This window comes from Bacillus sp. N1(2025), from assembly GCF_053470005.1.
In genome coordinates this window covers 357,792-372,916 of sequence record NZ_JBLTJB010000004.1, presented here as the reverse complement: position 1 = coordinate 372,916, position 15,125 = coordinate 357,792, and the positions used below count along the sequence as shown (strand labels likewise).

Below are 15,125 nucleotides of genomic sequence, written 5' to 3'. Positions count from 1 at the left end.
GATTGTTTTTATGTCAGCATGGCTAATTGATCTTCATAAGCGAGCTCTGTCGCATGATCAATATACCCGAGAAGAGAATACAGCTCTTTTTCAAGCACCGCATGATCATATTCGAAATGATACGCGTGCAGAAAGTGCTCAATACGCTTTGATAATAAATCATCTTTTGTACGAACCATCAATATTAACAAATTGTCCCATTGAGATCGGTGTGTGTAATACAAGGCTTTGTCATAATCGGCATGATCCATCTAACGCTTCTCCTTTCAATGAGAAGTTCTCCGTTAGTTTATGCCGCTGAAGCCCGGATGCAACGGGGGAAAAGTTGGTGTCCTTATCACTGCGGCATAGCAATATGAGGGAGACATAAAATAAAACCGCATATCCGTCTCTTCTTTGGACACGCTAAGATTGACAAAAAACGACTCAGGAGAACATAAGATGAAATCCCTTCCATTTGCGCTTGCCCTCTTGTTTTGCGGCATTCTCATTGCCTCGATCTCTGAAAAAGGGCATACAGAACACCTTGATCCATCAGTTGAAAAATGGGAGCAGCTCGCATGGAACCAGCTTGAACGTGAATACAAGGGGGCCGAGCTTACTGATTATTCGTACATGGGCCGTACAAAAGTGAACCGGGAACAGACGAAAGATGTGTTTCGCGTAACGGTGCAAACAACAAAAGAAACGTTTTCATCCCGTGCTGAAGTGTATTTCCATCCCGTAACAAAACACGTGATCAGCATTAATATTTTCAGACTGTAAAAAAAGCTGCACAGCCTAATTGAGGCCGTACAGCTTGTCAGATATCAGAAGAAACGTTTTGCGCCGAGGTAGCGCTGTTTCCAATAGGAATTGTTCATGCTGGAAATAACGACACCCGAATCGTTGGCATTAATAAACTGGCCGTTCCCGAGATAAATACCGACGTGGGAAGGTCCGGCTTTATAAGTTGAGAAAAAGACAAAGTCACCGACCGCCGGCTGGCTGACTGATGTCATCGTATTCCAGTAGCCTGCGGCTGAAAGTCTGGATACAGAAGTGACCTTATTGAGAACGTAATAAATGAAACCGCTGCAGTCAAAGCCTCTCGGCGTTGTCCCGCCCCATACATACGGTACGCCCAGTTGAGCTTTTGCGGCATCGATCATTACATTAATCTTCGCGCTTGTTGAACCTGTGCCGCCTGTGTTGCCGGACTGATTCGGTGTCGTGTTTGTCTGCTGCCCGGTAATCGTCAGCTTTTGTCCGATTTGAAGAACATCTGTTTTCAGATTGTTTTTCTCGCGGATCTGCTGGGCGGTCACATTGAACTTTTGGGCGATAACCCATAAAGAATCCCCGCTTTTCACGGTATATGTAGTGGTTTTCCCTGTATCTCCGGACTGGTTCGGAGTTGACGGTGAAGTCGAAGAGCCGGAAGATGACGTTTTGGTCAGCTTAAGCACTTGTCCGACCCGCAGCATGTCTGACGTCAGTTTGTTGATGCTTCTGATTTGCTGAACCGTCATATTGTATGCGTTTGCGATTTTCCAGAGTGAGTCTCCGCTTTTTACTGTATAAGAGGACGTTTGCGTCTGGTTTTTATTTTGGTTTGAATTGTCTTTTGACGGCGTGTTTCCCGAAGAAGACGTTCCTTTTGTTTTCAGGACTTGGTTTACGTAGATCGTATCCGTTTTTAAGTTGTTTAATACTTTGAGTTCCGCAATGGTCATATTGACGCTGTTTGCGATCTTCCATAGGGAATCACCGAGTTTGACTTTATACGTCCCGGAAGATGATGACTGATTTTTGCTGCTGTTTGAGCTGCTGCCAGGAGCGGTTTTTTTCTGATCGGTGCTTGAGGAAACTTTCCCCGTCACTTGCAGCTTCTGTCCGGCGCGGATTAAGTCGCTTGTCAGACCGTTCAATTTTTTCAGTTCCTGTACGGACATTTTAAAATCAGATGCGATCAGCCACAGCGAGTCTCCGCTTTTCACTGTATAAACGCTTTTAGTCGTGCCGCTGTTCTTTGAAGATGGCTTTTTGCTGCCGGAATCTGATTTGCCGTTAGGAATGTTGAGCGTCTGCCCGATAGAAAGAACGGTGGATTTTAGATGATTCGCTGATGTAATGGCATCCACGCTTGTATTGTAGTTTTGGGCAAGCTTCCATAATGAATCTCCGCTTTTAACCTTAATCGTTTGTGCTTCTGCCGGTGTTACAGCTAACGCAGACCCGACGATCGCAGATGCAGTCAAACCGACCGCTACCTTTTTTTTCATAGTGAATCTCCCTTTTCCTGCGATAATTTTTCTATCCCCATTCGTTGCAGCCGCAAGGTGAGGATATCAGTAATGATAATCTTTATATCGGCACTTGTCTGCAATCGTTTATCATATTAATAGAAATAGTCCTTTTTTCTTATGCCGGCATAAAAAAAGAAGGAATGCGGACATTCCTTCAGCTTCTGAGCAGTCTCATAATCTCCTCTTTGTTTTTGACCAGATCCCTTAACGTATATTTGTCTAAAACGGCCAGGTAAGCTTGCAGGGCTTCATTCAGAAGGTTCTTTAAGTTGCAGGCGGGAGATATAATACAGAGATTTTTTTTGGAGTCAAAGCATTCTACGATGTTAAAGTCGTCTTCTGTATTTCGAACGACTTCTCCAATGTTTATGTCTTCCGGTGTCATTCCTAATCGGATTCCGCCTCCCCGGCCCCGGATCGTTTCGACATATCCGAGCTGTCCGAGGCGGTAAATGACTTTCATGAGGTGGTTTTTAGAGATGGAATAAGTATCTGCGATTTCTTTTATGTTGGAAAGTTCGTCGGAATGTCTGGAAGCCAAAAAAATTAAAACGCGTAAAGAATAATCGGTATAGTTCGTTAATTTCATAGAATGACCTCGAAAAAAGAGATTTTGCTTCTGTTACAGTCTATCATATATGAATTTAAAATGAAAAAAAAGGAATTTGCCCCTTTAACTCAAAAAAAAACGTGCGCTCCTTCTGAGCACACGTTTTTTTCGTTAAGACATCGGCGGCTTACGATCGTCAGCCGATTGATGTTTTTCAATTTTGCGATCCAATTTTGCGAGATAACGGGAGGCGAATTCTTTTCCGCCAAGACCGAATGAAAGTCCGAAGGCAAGCGCGAAACCGCCCAGAATCAGAATAAACGCGGCATTTACGATCGTGTCGGCGACACCGAGCTGATCCAGCGCCATAAAGATTGAAAGAGTGATAATGGTATATTTCGCAAGCGGCGCCAGGAATCTGAATTCCTTTCCGCTCAGCATGCCGGCAAGCAGCCTGCTGACGAGCTGTCCGGCCAAAAGCCCGATTCCGAGAATAAATACAGCGGCCAGAACATTAGGCAGGTAAGCGATAATACCGGTTGCGATAACGACGAGAAATTCGAGATGGACAAGCTGCAGCGCCTCTGCCGTAAAGAGCAGGACGATGATGATCTGAACAATCATTCCGACCGTCTGAGAAAGCGTCAGCTTCGGGGTACCCGCCTGTTCAAAGCCCATTTTACCGAGAAGAGAGTCGAAACCGGCCCGGTGCAAGAGCCCGGATACAATGCTGTTGACCCATTTTCCGATCCAGATGCCGGCGATGATCAGCACAATACCGATGATGATATTAGGGAGCATTGTGAAGACCGTGTGCAGCATGGCTGACGCCGGTTCAGAAATACCCGCCACATCAAGCCGGTCAAGCGCAGAGATGATCACCGGAATGAAAATCAGCACGTAGACAATCGTTCCGATGATTGCCGACAGGCTTGTATCCTTCAGATAAATAGAAAGCCCCATACGTGCGGCAAGCCTTTCCGTGCCGATACTCGCCAGAAAGTTTGTGACGATATCACGGACGAGACGGGCAACAAGCCAGCCGATTAAAACAATCAGCGCCGCGGCGAATAATTTCGGTATAAAGGACAAAACGCTTTGGATCATATTTGTAAACGGCCCTGATACTCCGCTGATTTGGAGAGCGGCCAAGACGCCGGGCAGGAACAAGAGCAAGACGAAGTAAAAAACGATTCGTGAAGCGGCCGTAACGGATCTGCTCATTTCCGCTTCTTCAGACACCATTGTCCATTTTCTGAGCCGGCCGTTTTCAGCGAGTTTCATGCCCGCTTTTTTGACGAGATAGCTGAAAAGCGAAGCGGCCGCCCAGCCCAACAGCAGAATCAGGCCGGCTTTTAAAATGCTCGGCACAGCCGCCGTTATCGCTGACAGCATGCTGACAAAAGGCGAAGCCACGGTTGTCAGATGCAGAATGTTAAAGAATAGAATAAAAACGATGATTAATGCGATAAAATAAATGACTTTACTGATGACTTTTTCTGAGGAATAGCGCGCCGGCTTTTTTTCGGCGAACAGCCTGTCGTCGATTTTTGTTTTTTGCAGGCCTTTGTATACGGCTTTTTCAATGATTTTGGCAATGCCCCAGCCGATAAGCAGGACGAGCAGTGCAATGATCAGATTCGGGAGTTTGCTGAGATACGTCGTAAGCATGTCTGCTGTATTCAAGTAGAATCGCTCCTTTTCTTTTTGGGGTATGGTGTGTGTTTTACCCACTTACATATAAAGCAAACGGGGCGGATGTGCCGAAAGTTTTCAGCCGGAAACCGGTCTGTTATTTCATCTTTTGAGAGGAGGGGTCATACATTATAAATAAGTCCAAGTAGGGGGGATTCGGTTGAACGCGGAGGAGACAAAAGGTTTACAGCGGGCAATTGAGGAAATAACCGACATTGCCAAGGGTTTCGGCCTTGATTTCTACCCGATGAGATATGAAATTTGCCCGGCTGAAATTATTTATACATTCGGTGCGTACGGCATGCCGACGAGATTCAGCCACTGGAGTTTCGGCAAACAATTTCATAAGATGAAACTCCATTATGATCTCGGTTTGAGCAAAATTTATGAACTTGTCATTAATTCCAACCCTTGCTACGCTTTTTTGCTGGACAGCAATTCGCTGATCCAAAATAAATTAATTGTAGCCCATGTTCTTGCCCATTGTGATTTTTTCAAACATAACTGCCGCTTTCAAAATACGAACCGGGACATGGTTGAGAGTATGGCGGCTGCGGCGGAGCGGATTAAGCATTATGAAAGAATGCACGGGATAAAAGAGGTGGAGTCCTTTTTAGATGCCATTCTGGCGATTCAGGAGCATATCGATCCGTCGCTCGTCAGGCCGAAGCTGCTGTGGAGCGTCGATGACGAAGAGGAGGACGAAGAAGAAACCGCGCCATCGCCTTACGATGATTTATGGGGAATGGATAAGCCGAAGCAGGTGAAAAAGAAAAAAGGGAAAAAACCGTTTCCGCCCCGGCCGGAAAAAGATATTCTGCTGTTTATCGAAGAACATTCGCGGGAGCTTGAACCGTGGCAGCGTGACATTTTAACCATGATGAGAGAAGAAATGCTGTATTTCTGGCCGCAGCTGGAAACGAAAATCATGAACGAAGGCTGGGCATCTTATTGGCATCAGCGGATTATCCGCGAGCTTGACCTGACTTCAGATGAAGCCATCGAATTTGCGAAGCTGAACGCAGGCGTCGTTCAGCCGTCAAAAACGGGAATCAACCCGTATTATTTAGGGCTGAAAATTTTTGAAGACATCGAAGAGCGTTATGACAACCCGACAGATGAAATGAAAAAAACAGGAGTAAAGCCCGGTTCCGGACGCGAGAAAATGTTTGAGGTCAGGGAAATTGAATCGGATATATCATTTATCCGCAATTATTTGACGAAAGATCTCGTGATGCGTGAGGATTTGTATTTATTTCAAAAACAGGGCAGGGACTATAAAGTGATCGACAAAGAATGGAAGGCCGTGCGCGACCAGCTCGTGAACATGCGGGTCAACGGGGGATTTCCTTATCTGACCGTCAATGACGGGGATTACCTGAAGAATAATGAGCTTTATATTAAACATTGGTATGAGGGAATTGAGCTTGATCTGAAATATTTGGAGAAAGTGCTGCCGTATCTGTACCAGCTGTGGGGCAGGAGCGTGCACATCGAATCTGTTCTTGAAGACAGAGAAGTGATGTTTTCTTATGACGGCAAAGGAGTGCACCGGAGATATCTGTAAAAGAAGAAAGGATGCGGGGAAACCCCCGCATCCTTTTTTTATTTTCCGTGTTTCAGGATGTGAAAGATCTTTTTGGCCTGGTCCGTGTTGTTTAAAAGCCCCGTAAATGACTCTCTTCCCGGACCGTATGCGTAAACGGGAACTTCTTCGCCCGTATGATCGCCGGTTGTCCAGCCGCTGTTGGTTTTCGCATTAAAGAGCTTAATGATCGCTTTGTAGACGCTCTTGTCAGCATCCTGTTTTGCAGCCGTTTCGATCTGTTTGATTTCAGCTTTTGACCATTTCAGGTCTGTATAACGCGCAAGCACGGAAGATACGGATTTGCCCGCTTTGATTTGGTCAGCCATAAATGCCGGGGTTTTTTTGGCGGCAAGAATCGGTTCAACATGCCAGTTTTTATCGTCATTCGCGCCGATCGTCAATCCGCCGGTGGTATGATCGGCCGTGGCAACGACAAGCGTATGTTTGTCCTTTTTGGCAAATGCGATCGCTGCTTTATACGCTTTTTCAAAATCCTTCATTTCGCTCATTGCGCCGACTATATCATTGTCATGTCCCGCCCAGTCAATTTGGCTGCCTTCGACCATTAAGAAAAACCCTTTTTTATTCTTGTTCAGCCTGTCGATCGCTGCCGTTGTCATGTCTTCTAATGAAGGGACGGCGTTCGAGCGGTCGATTGCTTTGTCGAGTCCGCCATCGGCAAACAGGCCGAGAATCTTCTTGTTACGATCCTTTTTGAGCTCCTGTTTTGATGTCACATAGCTGTATCCCGCTTTTTTGAAATCCTTTGTTACATTGCGGTCTTTACGGATAAAGTTTGATTTGCCGCCTCCGAGGAGCACATCGACTTTCTGTTTTCCGTTGATGCGGTCATCAAAGTAGCTGCTTGCGATGTCATCCATATTTTTTCTGGATTTGTTATGGGCTCCGAATGCCGCGGGGGTGGCGTGGGCAATCTCCGAAGTTGCGACAAGTCCGGTGGATTTCCCTCTTTGTTTCGCTTCTTCGAGGACGGATTTTACCCGCTTTCCTTTTTTATCGACTCCGATCGCCGCGTTATACGTTTTCACGCCTGTGGCCATTGCCGTGCCTGCCGCCGCGGAATCGGTAATATTGGAATCAGGATCGTCAGGGTAAGTCATCATCATACCGGTGAGATTGGGGTCGAATGCCGTCAGTTTCATGCCGTCTGCAGGCTTTCCTTTGTTAATGACCGAACGGTAGGCGTTCATATAGGGAGCGCCCATTCCGTCGCCGACCATGAAGATGACGTTTCTGATCTCGTTTTTGTCAGGCTGTTTTTTTGCCGCAGCCTGTTCGGAGTGCTGAAGCCCCGCGCCCGCAATCAGACCGGCTGTCAGCACGGATACGGCTGCCGCCGGCAGAAGTTTTGATCGAACCTGTTTAAATAGACTCATTCTCACTCGTCCTCCTTTAATCTTGTCTGCATGTCTAATGGTAGGGGATGTTTGTAAAGAGCGCCTGTTCCTCCTGTAAATTTCAGGTGAAACATTGTTAGAAATGTAAATTCCGGTGTAACTTATGTTTTCAAGAAAGAGTGAAAACCATTCACTTTTTTGAAAAAGACGAGGATTTTTTTAACAAGGGGTTATTTGGAAAATAAACTGCTTTGTTTTTCCAAAATACGAGGATCACAGGAAAAAAACATGACAAATTGACTCATTTTTCGTCACGTTTGAAATCAAATTGAAATATTTAATACCCTTAAAAACTTTTTTTAAAAACGAATTAGTAAGAAATTTGTCACGGGAAGTCAAGTCTATTTCTAGTGGAAATTGAACCTTATAATAGGAAACAGATAAAAACTTTAAAAAAGAGACACATAAAATAGATAGAATCATTCGGGGAGGAAAACATGAAAAAGCAACTTGTTACAGCAACAACGGCAGTGGTTTTGGGGACGACTTTGTTTGCGGGCGCGGCATCTGCGCAAACGATTAAGGTAAAAAAAGGCGATACATTATGGGGACTTTCAAATCGGTACGGAACGTCAATTAATTCCATTAAATCTGAGAACAAATTAAAATCGGATATCATTTACATCGGCCAGACGCTTTCGATCAACGGTAAATCATCTTCAGGTTCAAATTCGGGCAGCAAGTCATCATCGTCTACATATAAAGTCGTAAAAGGCGACAGCCTTTGGAAAATTGCGAATAAATATAAAATGACGGTAAACCAATTAAAAAGTTTAAACGGTTTAAAAACGGACCTGATCCGCATCGGACAAGTTCTTAAAGTAAAGGGATCAACTTCCGGTTCAACGTCTTCAGGATCTTCGTCATCAAAGCAGCCTTCATCCAGCCATAATGCTGCACAGACGAGCCTGAATGTAAACAAGCTGATTTCTGATGCGCAATCTTTAATCGGCACGCCGTATGTATGGGGCGGAACAACGACTTCCGGCTTTGACTGCAGCGGATTTATCTGGTACCTGTTAAACAAACAGACGAGTGTCGGCAGAACAAGCACTGCGGGATACTGGAGCTCAATGAAGAGCGTGTCCAGCCCGTCAAGAGGAGACTTCGTCTTCTTTACAACATATCAGGCCGGCCCTTCACACATGGGTGTGTACATCGGAAACAACAAGTTCATCCATGCCGGTTCTGACGGCGTCACAACAAGTGATCTGAATAACAGCTACTGGAAACCTCGCTACCTTGGCGCGAAAAGATTCTAGCAGCGATAGAAACCCGTTCATCAGAACGGGTTTTTTATTTAGACGGGACAGAGCTCCATTTGTTTCACCTAAAATGAAAATGTGATAAAAAATCTAAAAAGGTTTTCTTTTTCTCATTTTCATAGAGGGCGATGGCGTACGCGCCCGCGCTCGGCATCTGGGCGAATTCGCACGGAATTTCAATCATGCTGCCTGCGGCGAGTTCGGCCCGTACCGCTGACAGCGGCAGAAATGAGACACCCAGCCCCTCTTTAATAAATCGTTTCGTAATATGCGTCTGTGTCACCTTCATTGTCCTGACGAAAGGGAACTGTATTCTGACCTGGCGGAGCAAATCATCCCAATAGTCAGGGTGGTTATGGGTCAAAAGCAGATATTGTCCGAACAGGTCTTTCACTTCATCCGCCTTCCCTGTCCCGGGTTTTCGGCCGGGCGGCGCGACGAGGACAACGGGGTCATTGTACAGGGGGCGGCAAGTGAGGGAAGATGATTGCACCTTTAAGCAGCTCAGTCCGATATCGGCTGAGCCGTTTCTGATTTGAGAGGCGATTTCTTCCGATTCGAAAATGGTGACCGTCATTTCGGTTTCTTTATTGTCCTCTGTATAACGCTTCATGACAGACGGGAGAACGGTGTCGGCGATAAGCGGCGAAACAGCGAGTGTCAGCGTGTGCGAGTAGCCCTGGCGCACCCTGTGCAGCTCCGCCATGCTGTTTTCATAGTCTTCCAAAAGCCTCATGGCAAACGGCACGTATGCTTTTCCTTCTTCCGTCAATTGTATTTTCCGGCCGCTTCGCTGAAACAGCTTGCAGCTGATTTCTTTCTCTAATAATTTTATATGAACGGTGACGGTCGGCTGAGATAAAAAAAGCGTTTCCGCCGTTTTTCTGAAATTCTCATATTTTGCCGCGGTGACGAAGGTGTGAAGCCATTTAAAATCCATAGATGCACTCCTCTGATTAAAAGTTTTAATTAATTCCCTTAAAAATATTCATTATTTTTTAAATATTATATTTACTATAATAACAGAAGAGGATAAGGGGGAATGAAATTGATTTATCGTGGATTGAAAGGGATTACTTGTGCAGAAACGGCGATCAGCCACATTGACGGAGAAAAGGGGCATTTAATATATCGCGGCTATGATGCAAAGGATATCGCGCTGCAATTCAGTTTTGAAGAAGCGGCGTATCTCATTTTGAACGGGGCGCTCCCTGATGAGCGGCAATTGCTTGCGTTTCAGGAAGAACTTGCAGCCGAGCGCGGGCTTCCGAAACATTTGATCGGCTTACTGGAAACGCTTCCGGATGAAATGGACGACATGGCGGTGCTGAGAACGGCTGTTTCAGGTTTGGGCACAGATTCATTTACATATCCGCCCAAGCCGGAAGAAGCGATTAAACTGATTGCCGTCACACCGACGATTATTGCGTACAGATACCGCCGTAAACAAGGGAAGGAAGCGTTGTCACCTGAGGCGCGATACGGACACGTTGAAAACTATTTGTATATGCTGACAGGCAGGCAGCCGTCCGCAGCCCAAAAGAAAGCGCTTGAGACGTATATGATTCTGGCGATGGAGCACGGCATGAATGCATCGACTTTTTCAGCGAGAGTCACCGTTTCGACTGAATCGGACTTAGTGTCTGCCGTCACTGCCGCACTGGGTACGATGAAAGGACCGCTGCACGGAGGCGCGCCTTCAGGCGTCACGAAAATGCTTGAAGACATCGGAGAAAAAGAAAATGCAGAAGCGTTTTTGACAGCGAAGCTTATGAGGGGAGAACGCCTGATGGGCTTCGGGCACAGGGTGTACAAAACAAAAGACCCGCGGGCGGAAGCGCTGCGCATAAAGGCTGAAGAAGTGGCGGGAAATGATCCGTCGCTTGACTTGGCGCTTTATGTGGAGAAGGAAGCCATCCGCCTGTTAGAGCAATATAAGCCCGGACGGAAGCTGTATACGAATGTGGAGTTTTACGCAGCGGCTGTGATGCAGGCCATTGATGTCGACAATGATTTATTTACGCCGACCTTTTCAGCAAGCAGAATGGCAGGCTGGTGCGCACACGTGCTTGAACAGTCCGCTGACAACATGATTTACAGGCCGTCTGCCAAATACACCGGCGCTTTTCCCGAAACGGCTCAGCAGCTTTAATCACCGGCATATTTGTCCGTTTAACTCCCTGCACTGCGTGGTATCGTCTCAGTAATACCAATTGCAGGAGTGTGAGAATATGAATCCGATGGACAGACAGACGGAAGGACAAAAGCCGCAGGTGCAAAACCGCCAGCCCGGCATTGAGTCAGACATGGAGCCGAAACCGCTCTTGGAGGACCCGGATGTAAAAGGGTCGGGCAGATTAAAAGGAAAAGTCGCCGTCATCACAGGCGGAGACAGCGGCATCGGCGCAGCGGCGGCGATCGCTTACGCGAAGGAAGGGGCGGATCTTGCCATCCTGTACCTAGACGAACATGCCGATGCCGAGAGAACGAAAAAGCGTGCGGAAGAATACCAGGCCGAATGCCTGTTAATACCGGGAGACGTCGGTGATGAGGCGCATTGTCAGAAGGCGGTCCGGCAAGTCTTAGATCACTACGGAAAAATAGATATTCTCGTTAATAATGCGGCTGAGCAGCATCCGCAAAACGGGATTCTTGATATTACAGCTGAACAGCTGGAGAAGACATTCCGTACAAACATGTTTTCCATGTTTCATATGACAAAAGCCGTGCTGGCTCATCTCAAAAGAGGGAGCGCCATCATTAATACAACGTCTATTACCGCTTATCAGGGAGACACATCATTGATCGACTATTCGTGCACGAAAGGCGGCATCGTTTCCTTTACGCGTTCAATGGCGATGTCATTGGCCGATCAGGGGATCAGAGTAAATGCGGTGGCCCCTGGCCCGATCTGGACCGCCCTGATTCCGGCGACGTTTACTGAAGAAAAGGTGGAAAAGCACGGTTTGGACACTCCGATGGGAAGACCGGGACAGCCTGCGGAACACGCCGGAGCTTACGTGCTTCTGGCTTCAGACGAATCTTCCTATATGACGGGGCAAACCATTCACGTAAATGGCGGCAGATTTATTTCAACATAATACGCAAGTCTTATCCCGCGCTTTTAAAAAGGGCGGGATTTTTATTTGAACGTACATATGAATACGATTTTAAAAAAAATAAAAGTCGCTAGCTGAATCACTAATGTTAATATTTCACAGTGGAAAATCCGCTGAGTTCTGTTTCATGAAAACTAAAAATAATATATAGAATTTTCAAAAAAGTTATTTTCATTTTTATATTTTTCGCTATAATATGATGTAGGAGAAAGGAATGATGTGCTGAAACATTTCATGCGAAAAATAAGAATTTAGTCATTATTGCTATTGTTATCTGAATATTCTAACATATATTGGTTTACAAGGAGTGAAGCAGATGAAGGGGAGCGTATTCAGAAAGAAAAGCATTCAGGACCTGCTTGCCGCAACGGGCGGGGAAAAGTCGCTGAAAAGAGAGTTAGGGGCCTTTGATTTGACCCTTCTGGGGATAGGGGCCATCATCGGAACGGGGATTTTTGTATTAACCGGAACAGGCGCTGTCACGGCGGGGCCGGGGCTGACCGTTTCATTTGTCATCGCCGCTCTTGCGTGTTTATTTGCGGCTCTGTCCTATGCTGAATTTGCTTCAAGCGTCCCGGTTTCCGGTTCCGTCTACACGTTTACTTATGCGACACTGGGTGAACTTCTCGCGTTTATTATCGGATGGGATTTAATCTTGGAATATATGCTCGCCGTCAGCGCGGTTTCGGTCGGATGGTCCGGCTATTTTCAATCATTCTTGGCGGGCTTCGGCATTCATCTTCCGACCGCATTAACGGCCGCGCCGGGGTCAATAAAAGGCACGGTCACATTCTTTAATCTCCCCGCATTTGTTATCGTGCTTGCGATTACATTCCTCCTCTACTTAGGCATTAGGGAATCGAAGCGGGTCAATAATATTATGGTCATTTTGAAGGTTCTGGTTGTTCTATTGTTTATCGCCGTTGCGGCCGTATATGTCAAACCTCACAACTGGCAGCCGTTTATACCGATGGGGTTCGGCGGTGTTTTCAGTGCCGCGGCGCTCGTTTTCTTCTCTTTTATCGGTTTTGACGCCGTCTCTTCCGCCGCTGAAGAAACGAAAAATCCAGCAAAGGATCTGCCGAAAGGAATTATCTTTTCATTAATCGTCTGCACTGTGCTGTATGTGACCGTATCGGCGATTATGACGGGCGTCGTTCCGTTTGCCCGCTTTGAAGGCGTTGACCATCCCGTGTCTCTCGTCCTGCAGATGGCAGGACAGAATTGGGTGGCCGGGATTATTGATATCGGCGCAGTGTTGGGAATGACAACGGTGATGCTCGTCATGCTGTACGGCCAGACGAGGGTGATGTTTGCCATGTCCCGTGACGGTTTAGTGCCGGGGGCGCTTTCAAAAGTCCATCCGAAGCATAAAACGCCGCACGTGGTGACGTGGGTGTTCGGCATCCTGTCAGCATTACTCGGTTCGCTCGTCCCGCTTGATGAACTGGCGAAGCTGGTGAACATCGGCACGCTTGCCGCGTTTGTCCTGATTTCAGTGGCGGTTATCGTATTGAGAAAGAAACAGCCTGATCTGCCGAGGGCTTTTAAATGTCCGGGGGTTCCCTTTATTCCGATATTGTCCATTCTGTTCTGCGTGTTTTTGATTATTAACCTCGGCGCCACCACCATATTCCGTTTCTTTATCTGGCTGATCATCGGTCTGGTGATTTATTTCTTATATTCGAGAAAGCATTCGAAATTAAACGGGGATTTGTAAGGAGCGGCACCCGCCGCTCCTTTTTATTTTTCGGAATAATGAAACATATTGAAATGGGCTTAAGTTATCGCAGTGAATAAGGGATAATATAGGGCGGAAGGGAAGTGGAAAGTCGTGTCTGACCAAAAAAGGGTTCAATGGGCCTCAAAAATAGGATTTATTATGGCCGCTGCCGGTTCGGCGATCGGCCTGGGAGCCATTTGGAAGTTCCCTTACGTAGCGGGTACGAACGGAGGAGGCGCTTTTTTTCTTGTTTTCGTTCTCTTTACCGTGCTTTTAGGCTATCCGCTTTTGCTCGGTGAATTTATTTTCGGAAGACGGAGCCAGACAAATGCGATTGATGCCTACAAACAAGCCGCGCCGAAGTCGGTATGGCACCTCACGGGTTATGTGGGTGTGGCGGCCTGTTTTTTAGTTTTGTCTTTTTACAGTGTTGTCGGCGGGTGGATATTGCTTTATGTGTTAAAAGCCGTTACCGGTTCTTTATCCGGGCTCACTCAGGAGCAGTACGGCACGGTGTTCGGGACGGTCATTGAAAATCCGATCCAGACTCTCGCCGCGCAGCTTGTATTTATGATCATGACGGTAGCGGTCGTCGCAAAAGGCGTGCAGAAAGGGATTGAACGTGTCAGTGCGGTGCTGATGCCGATTTTATTCGTGCTGTTTCTATTGCTTGTGCTGCGATCAGTCACGCTCGATCATGCCGTTGAGGGGATTAAATTTTTATTGGTTCCGCACTTTGAAGATTTGACGCCGGAATCCATCCTATATGCTTTAGGACAGGCGTTTTTTACATTAACGCTCGGTGTTTCGGTCATGGTGACATACAGTTCGTATCTGCCGAAAACCCAAAATCTTCCGGGTTCGGCGGGTTCCATTGTTATGATGAATGTACTCGTTACGCTATTTGCGGGACTGGCCATTTTCCCGGCGGTTTTTTCGTTCGGCTTTAAACCGGATGAAGGGCCTACACTGCTGTTTACCGTGCTGCCGGCTGTGTTTGATCGGCTGCCGTTCGGCTCGCTGTTTTTTATCAGCTTTCTGGCGGTCTTTTTCTTCGCCGCACTGACTTCGGCCTTTTCGATGGTGGAAATTATCGTGGCGACTGTCGGGAAAGGTGATGAAACGAAAAGAAAGAAGCTGTCGTGGACAAGCGGTCTGCTCATTTTCTTAGTCGGAATTCCGTCCTGTTTATCATACGGTGTTCTCGGTGATGTTCATTTGTTCGGAAAAACGTTTTTTGATCTTGCGGATTTCACCGTCAGCAATGTGCTGATTCCGCTCGGCGCTTTATTAATATCAATCTTCGTCCCGCTGAAAATACCGAAGCAGGAGCTGTTTGCCGAGATGAAAAGCGGTTCCGCCATCGGCTATCGTTTCTTTCAGGTGTGGTATTTCCTTTTGAAATATCTCGTGCCGCTGGCTATCATCGTCGTATTGCTGCATTTAATCGGCGTTCTTTCATTTTAAAAAAACAGGCCC

The 15,125-nt window shown here is 46.7% G+C and carries 13 protein-coding genes; 7 read left to right on the top strand and 6 right to left on the bottom strand.

The window, feature by feature from the left end; all coding sequences use genetic code 11:
• Positions 1-8 precede the first annotated feature (8 nt).
• Positions 9-251 (bottom strand): YhdB family protein, encoded by a 243-nt coding sequence (locus tag ACNFN4_RS12285; RefSeq protein ID WP_003155335.1) that lies wholly within the window; start codon positions 249-251, stop codon positions 9-11.
• A gap of 190 nt (positions 252-441) precedes the next feature.
• Here ACNFN4_RS12285 and ACNFN4_RS12280 point away from each other — a divergent pair, with 190 nt between their 5' ends.
• Positions 442-765, top strand: a complete 324-nt coding sequence (locus ACNFN4_RS12280) for a DUF3889 domain-containing protein (RefSeq protein WP_029973217.1) — start codon at positions 442-444, stop codon at positions 763-765.
• A 44-nt stretch (positions 766-809) separates the two neighbouring features.
• On the opposite strand, the gene ACNFN4_RS12275 is transcribed toward ACNFN4_RS12280, so the two are convergent.
• From ACNFN4_RS12275 to ACNFN4_RS12265, 3 genes are all read right to left on the bottom strand, one after another.
• The gene (locus ACNFN4_RS12275) at positions 810-2,264 is read right to left on the bottom strand and encodes a C40 family peptidase (protein ID WP_014417290.1); all 1,455 of its coding nucleotides are present in this window, start codon (positions 2,262-2,264) and stop codon (positions 810-812) included.
• 178 nt (positions 2,265-2,442) lie between these two features.
• Positions 2,443-2,877: a nitric oxide-sensing transcriptional repressor NsrR gene (gene nsrR, locus ACNFN4_RS12270; RefSeq protein WP_007610306.1), complete on the bottom strand. Its 435-nt coding sequence runs from the start codon at positions 2,875-2,877 to the stop codon at positions 2,443-2,445.
• A 132-nt stretch (positions 2,878-3,009) separates the two neighbouring features.
• Positions 3,010-4,524, bottom strand: coding sequence for a mechanosensitive ion channel (locus tag ACNFN4_RS12265; RefSeq protein ID WP_014417291.1), 1,515 nt, complete (start codon positions 4,522-4,524; stop codon positions 3,010-3,012).
• Between the two features lie 169 nt (positions 4,525-4,693).
• On the opposite strand from ACNFN4_RS12265, the gene ACNFN4_RS12260 reads away from it, so the two are divergent.
• A complete protein-coding gene (locus ACNFN4_RS12260) occupies positions 4,694-6,100 on the top strand; it encodes a SpoVR family protein (RefSeq protein WP_014417292.1) in 1,407 nt (468 codons plus the stop codon).
• Between the two features lie 38 nt (positions 6,101-6,138).
• Here ACNFN4_RS12260 and ACNFN4_RS12255 read toward each other — a convergent pair whose 3' ends face one another.
• A complete protein-coding gene (locus ACNFN4_RS12255) occupies positions 6,139-7,518 on the bottom strand; it encodes an alkaline phosphatase (RefSeq protein WP_100261668.1) in 1,380 nt (459 codons plus the stop codon).
• Positions 7,519-7,976: 458 nt separating this feature from the next.
• On the opposite strand from ACNFN4_RS12255, the gene ACNFN4_RS12250 reads away from it, so the two are divergent.
• Positions 7,977-8,801 carry a C40 family peptidase gene (locus ACNFN4_RS12250; RefSeq protein WP_014417294.1) on the top strand — a complete coding sequence of 275 codons (825 nt, stop codon included), beginning with the start codon at positions 7,977-7,979 and terminating at the stop codon, positions 8,799-8,801.
• 64 nt (positions 8,802-8,865) lie between these two features.
• Here ACNFN4_RS12250 and ACNFN4_RS12245 read toward each other — a convergent pair whose 3' ends face one another.
• Positions 8,866-9,744, bottom strand: coding sequence for a LysR family transcriptional regulator (locus tag ACNFN4_RS12245; protein WP_025649531.1), 879 nt, complete (start codon positions 9,742-9,744; stop codon positions 8,866-8,868).
• Positions 9,745-9,852: 108 nt separating this feature from the next.
• Between ACNFN4_RS12245 and ACNFN4_RS12240 the strand changes: the two genes are divergently transcribed.
• The 4 genes from ACNFN4_RS12240 (at position 9,853) to ACNFN4_RS12225 (ending at position 15,113) form a co-directional block, all read left to right on the top strand.
• Positions 9,853-10,956 carry a citrate synthase/methylcitrate synthase gene (locus ACNFN4_RS12240; RefSeq protein ID WP_094296109.1) on the top strand — a complete coding sequence of 368 codons (1,104 nt, stop codon included), beginning with the start codon at positions 9,853-9,855 and terminating at the stop codon, positions 10,954-10,956.
• A 79-nt stretch (positions 10,957-11,035) separates the two neighbouring features.
• A complete protein-coding gene (locus ACNFN4_RS12235; protein ID WP_017417350.1) occupies positions 11,036-11,905 on the top strand; it encodes an SDR family oxidoreductase in 870 nt (289 codons plus the stop codon).
• Positions 11,906-12,239: 334 nt separating this feature from the next.
• The gene (locus ACNFN4_RS12230) at positions 12,240-13,643 is read left to right on the top strand and encodes an amino acid permease (RefSeq protein ID WP_014417297.1); all 1,404 of its coding nucleotides are present in this window, start codon (positions 12,240-12,242) and stop codon (positions 13,641-13,643) included.
• A gap of 114 nt (positions 13,644-13,757) precedes the next feature.
• Positions 13,758-15,113, top strand: a complete 1,356-nt coding sequence (locus tag ACNFN4_RS12225; RefSeq protein ID WP_072177634.1) for a sodium-dependent transporter — start codon at positions 13,758-13,760, stop codon at positions 15,111-15,113.
• Positions 15,114-15,125 lie beyond the last annotated feature (12 nt).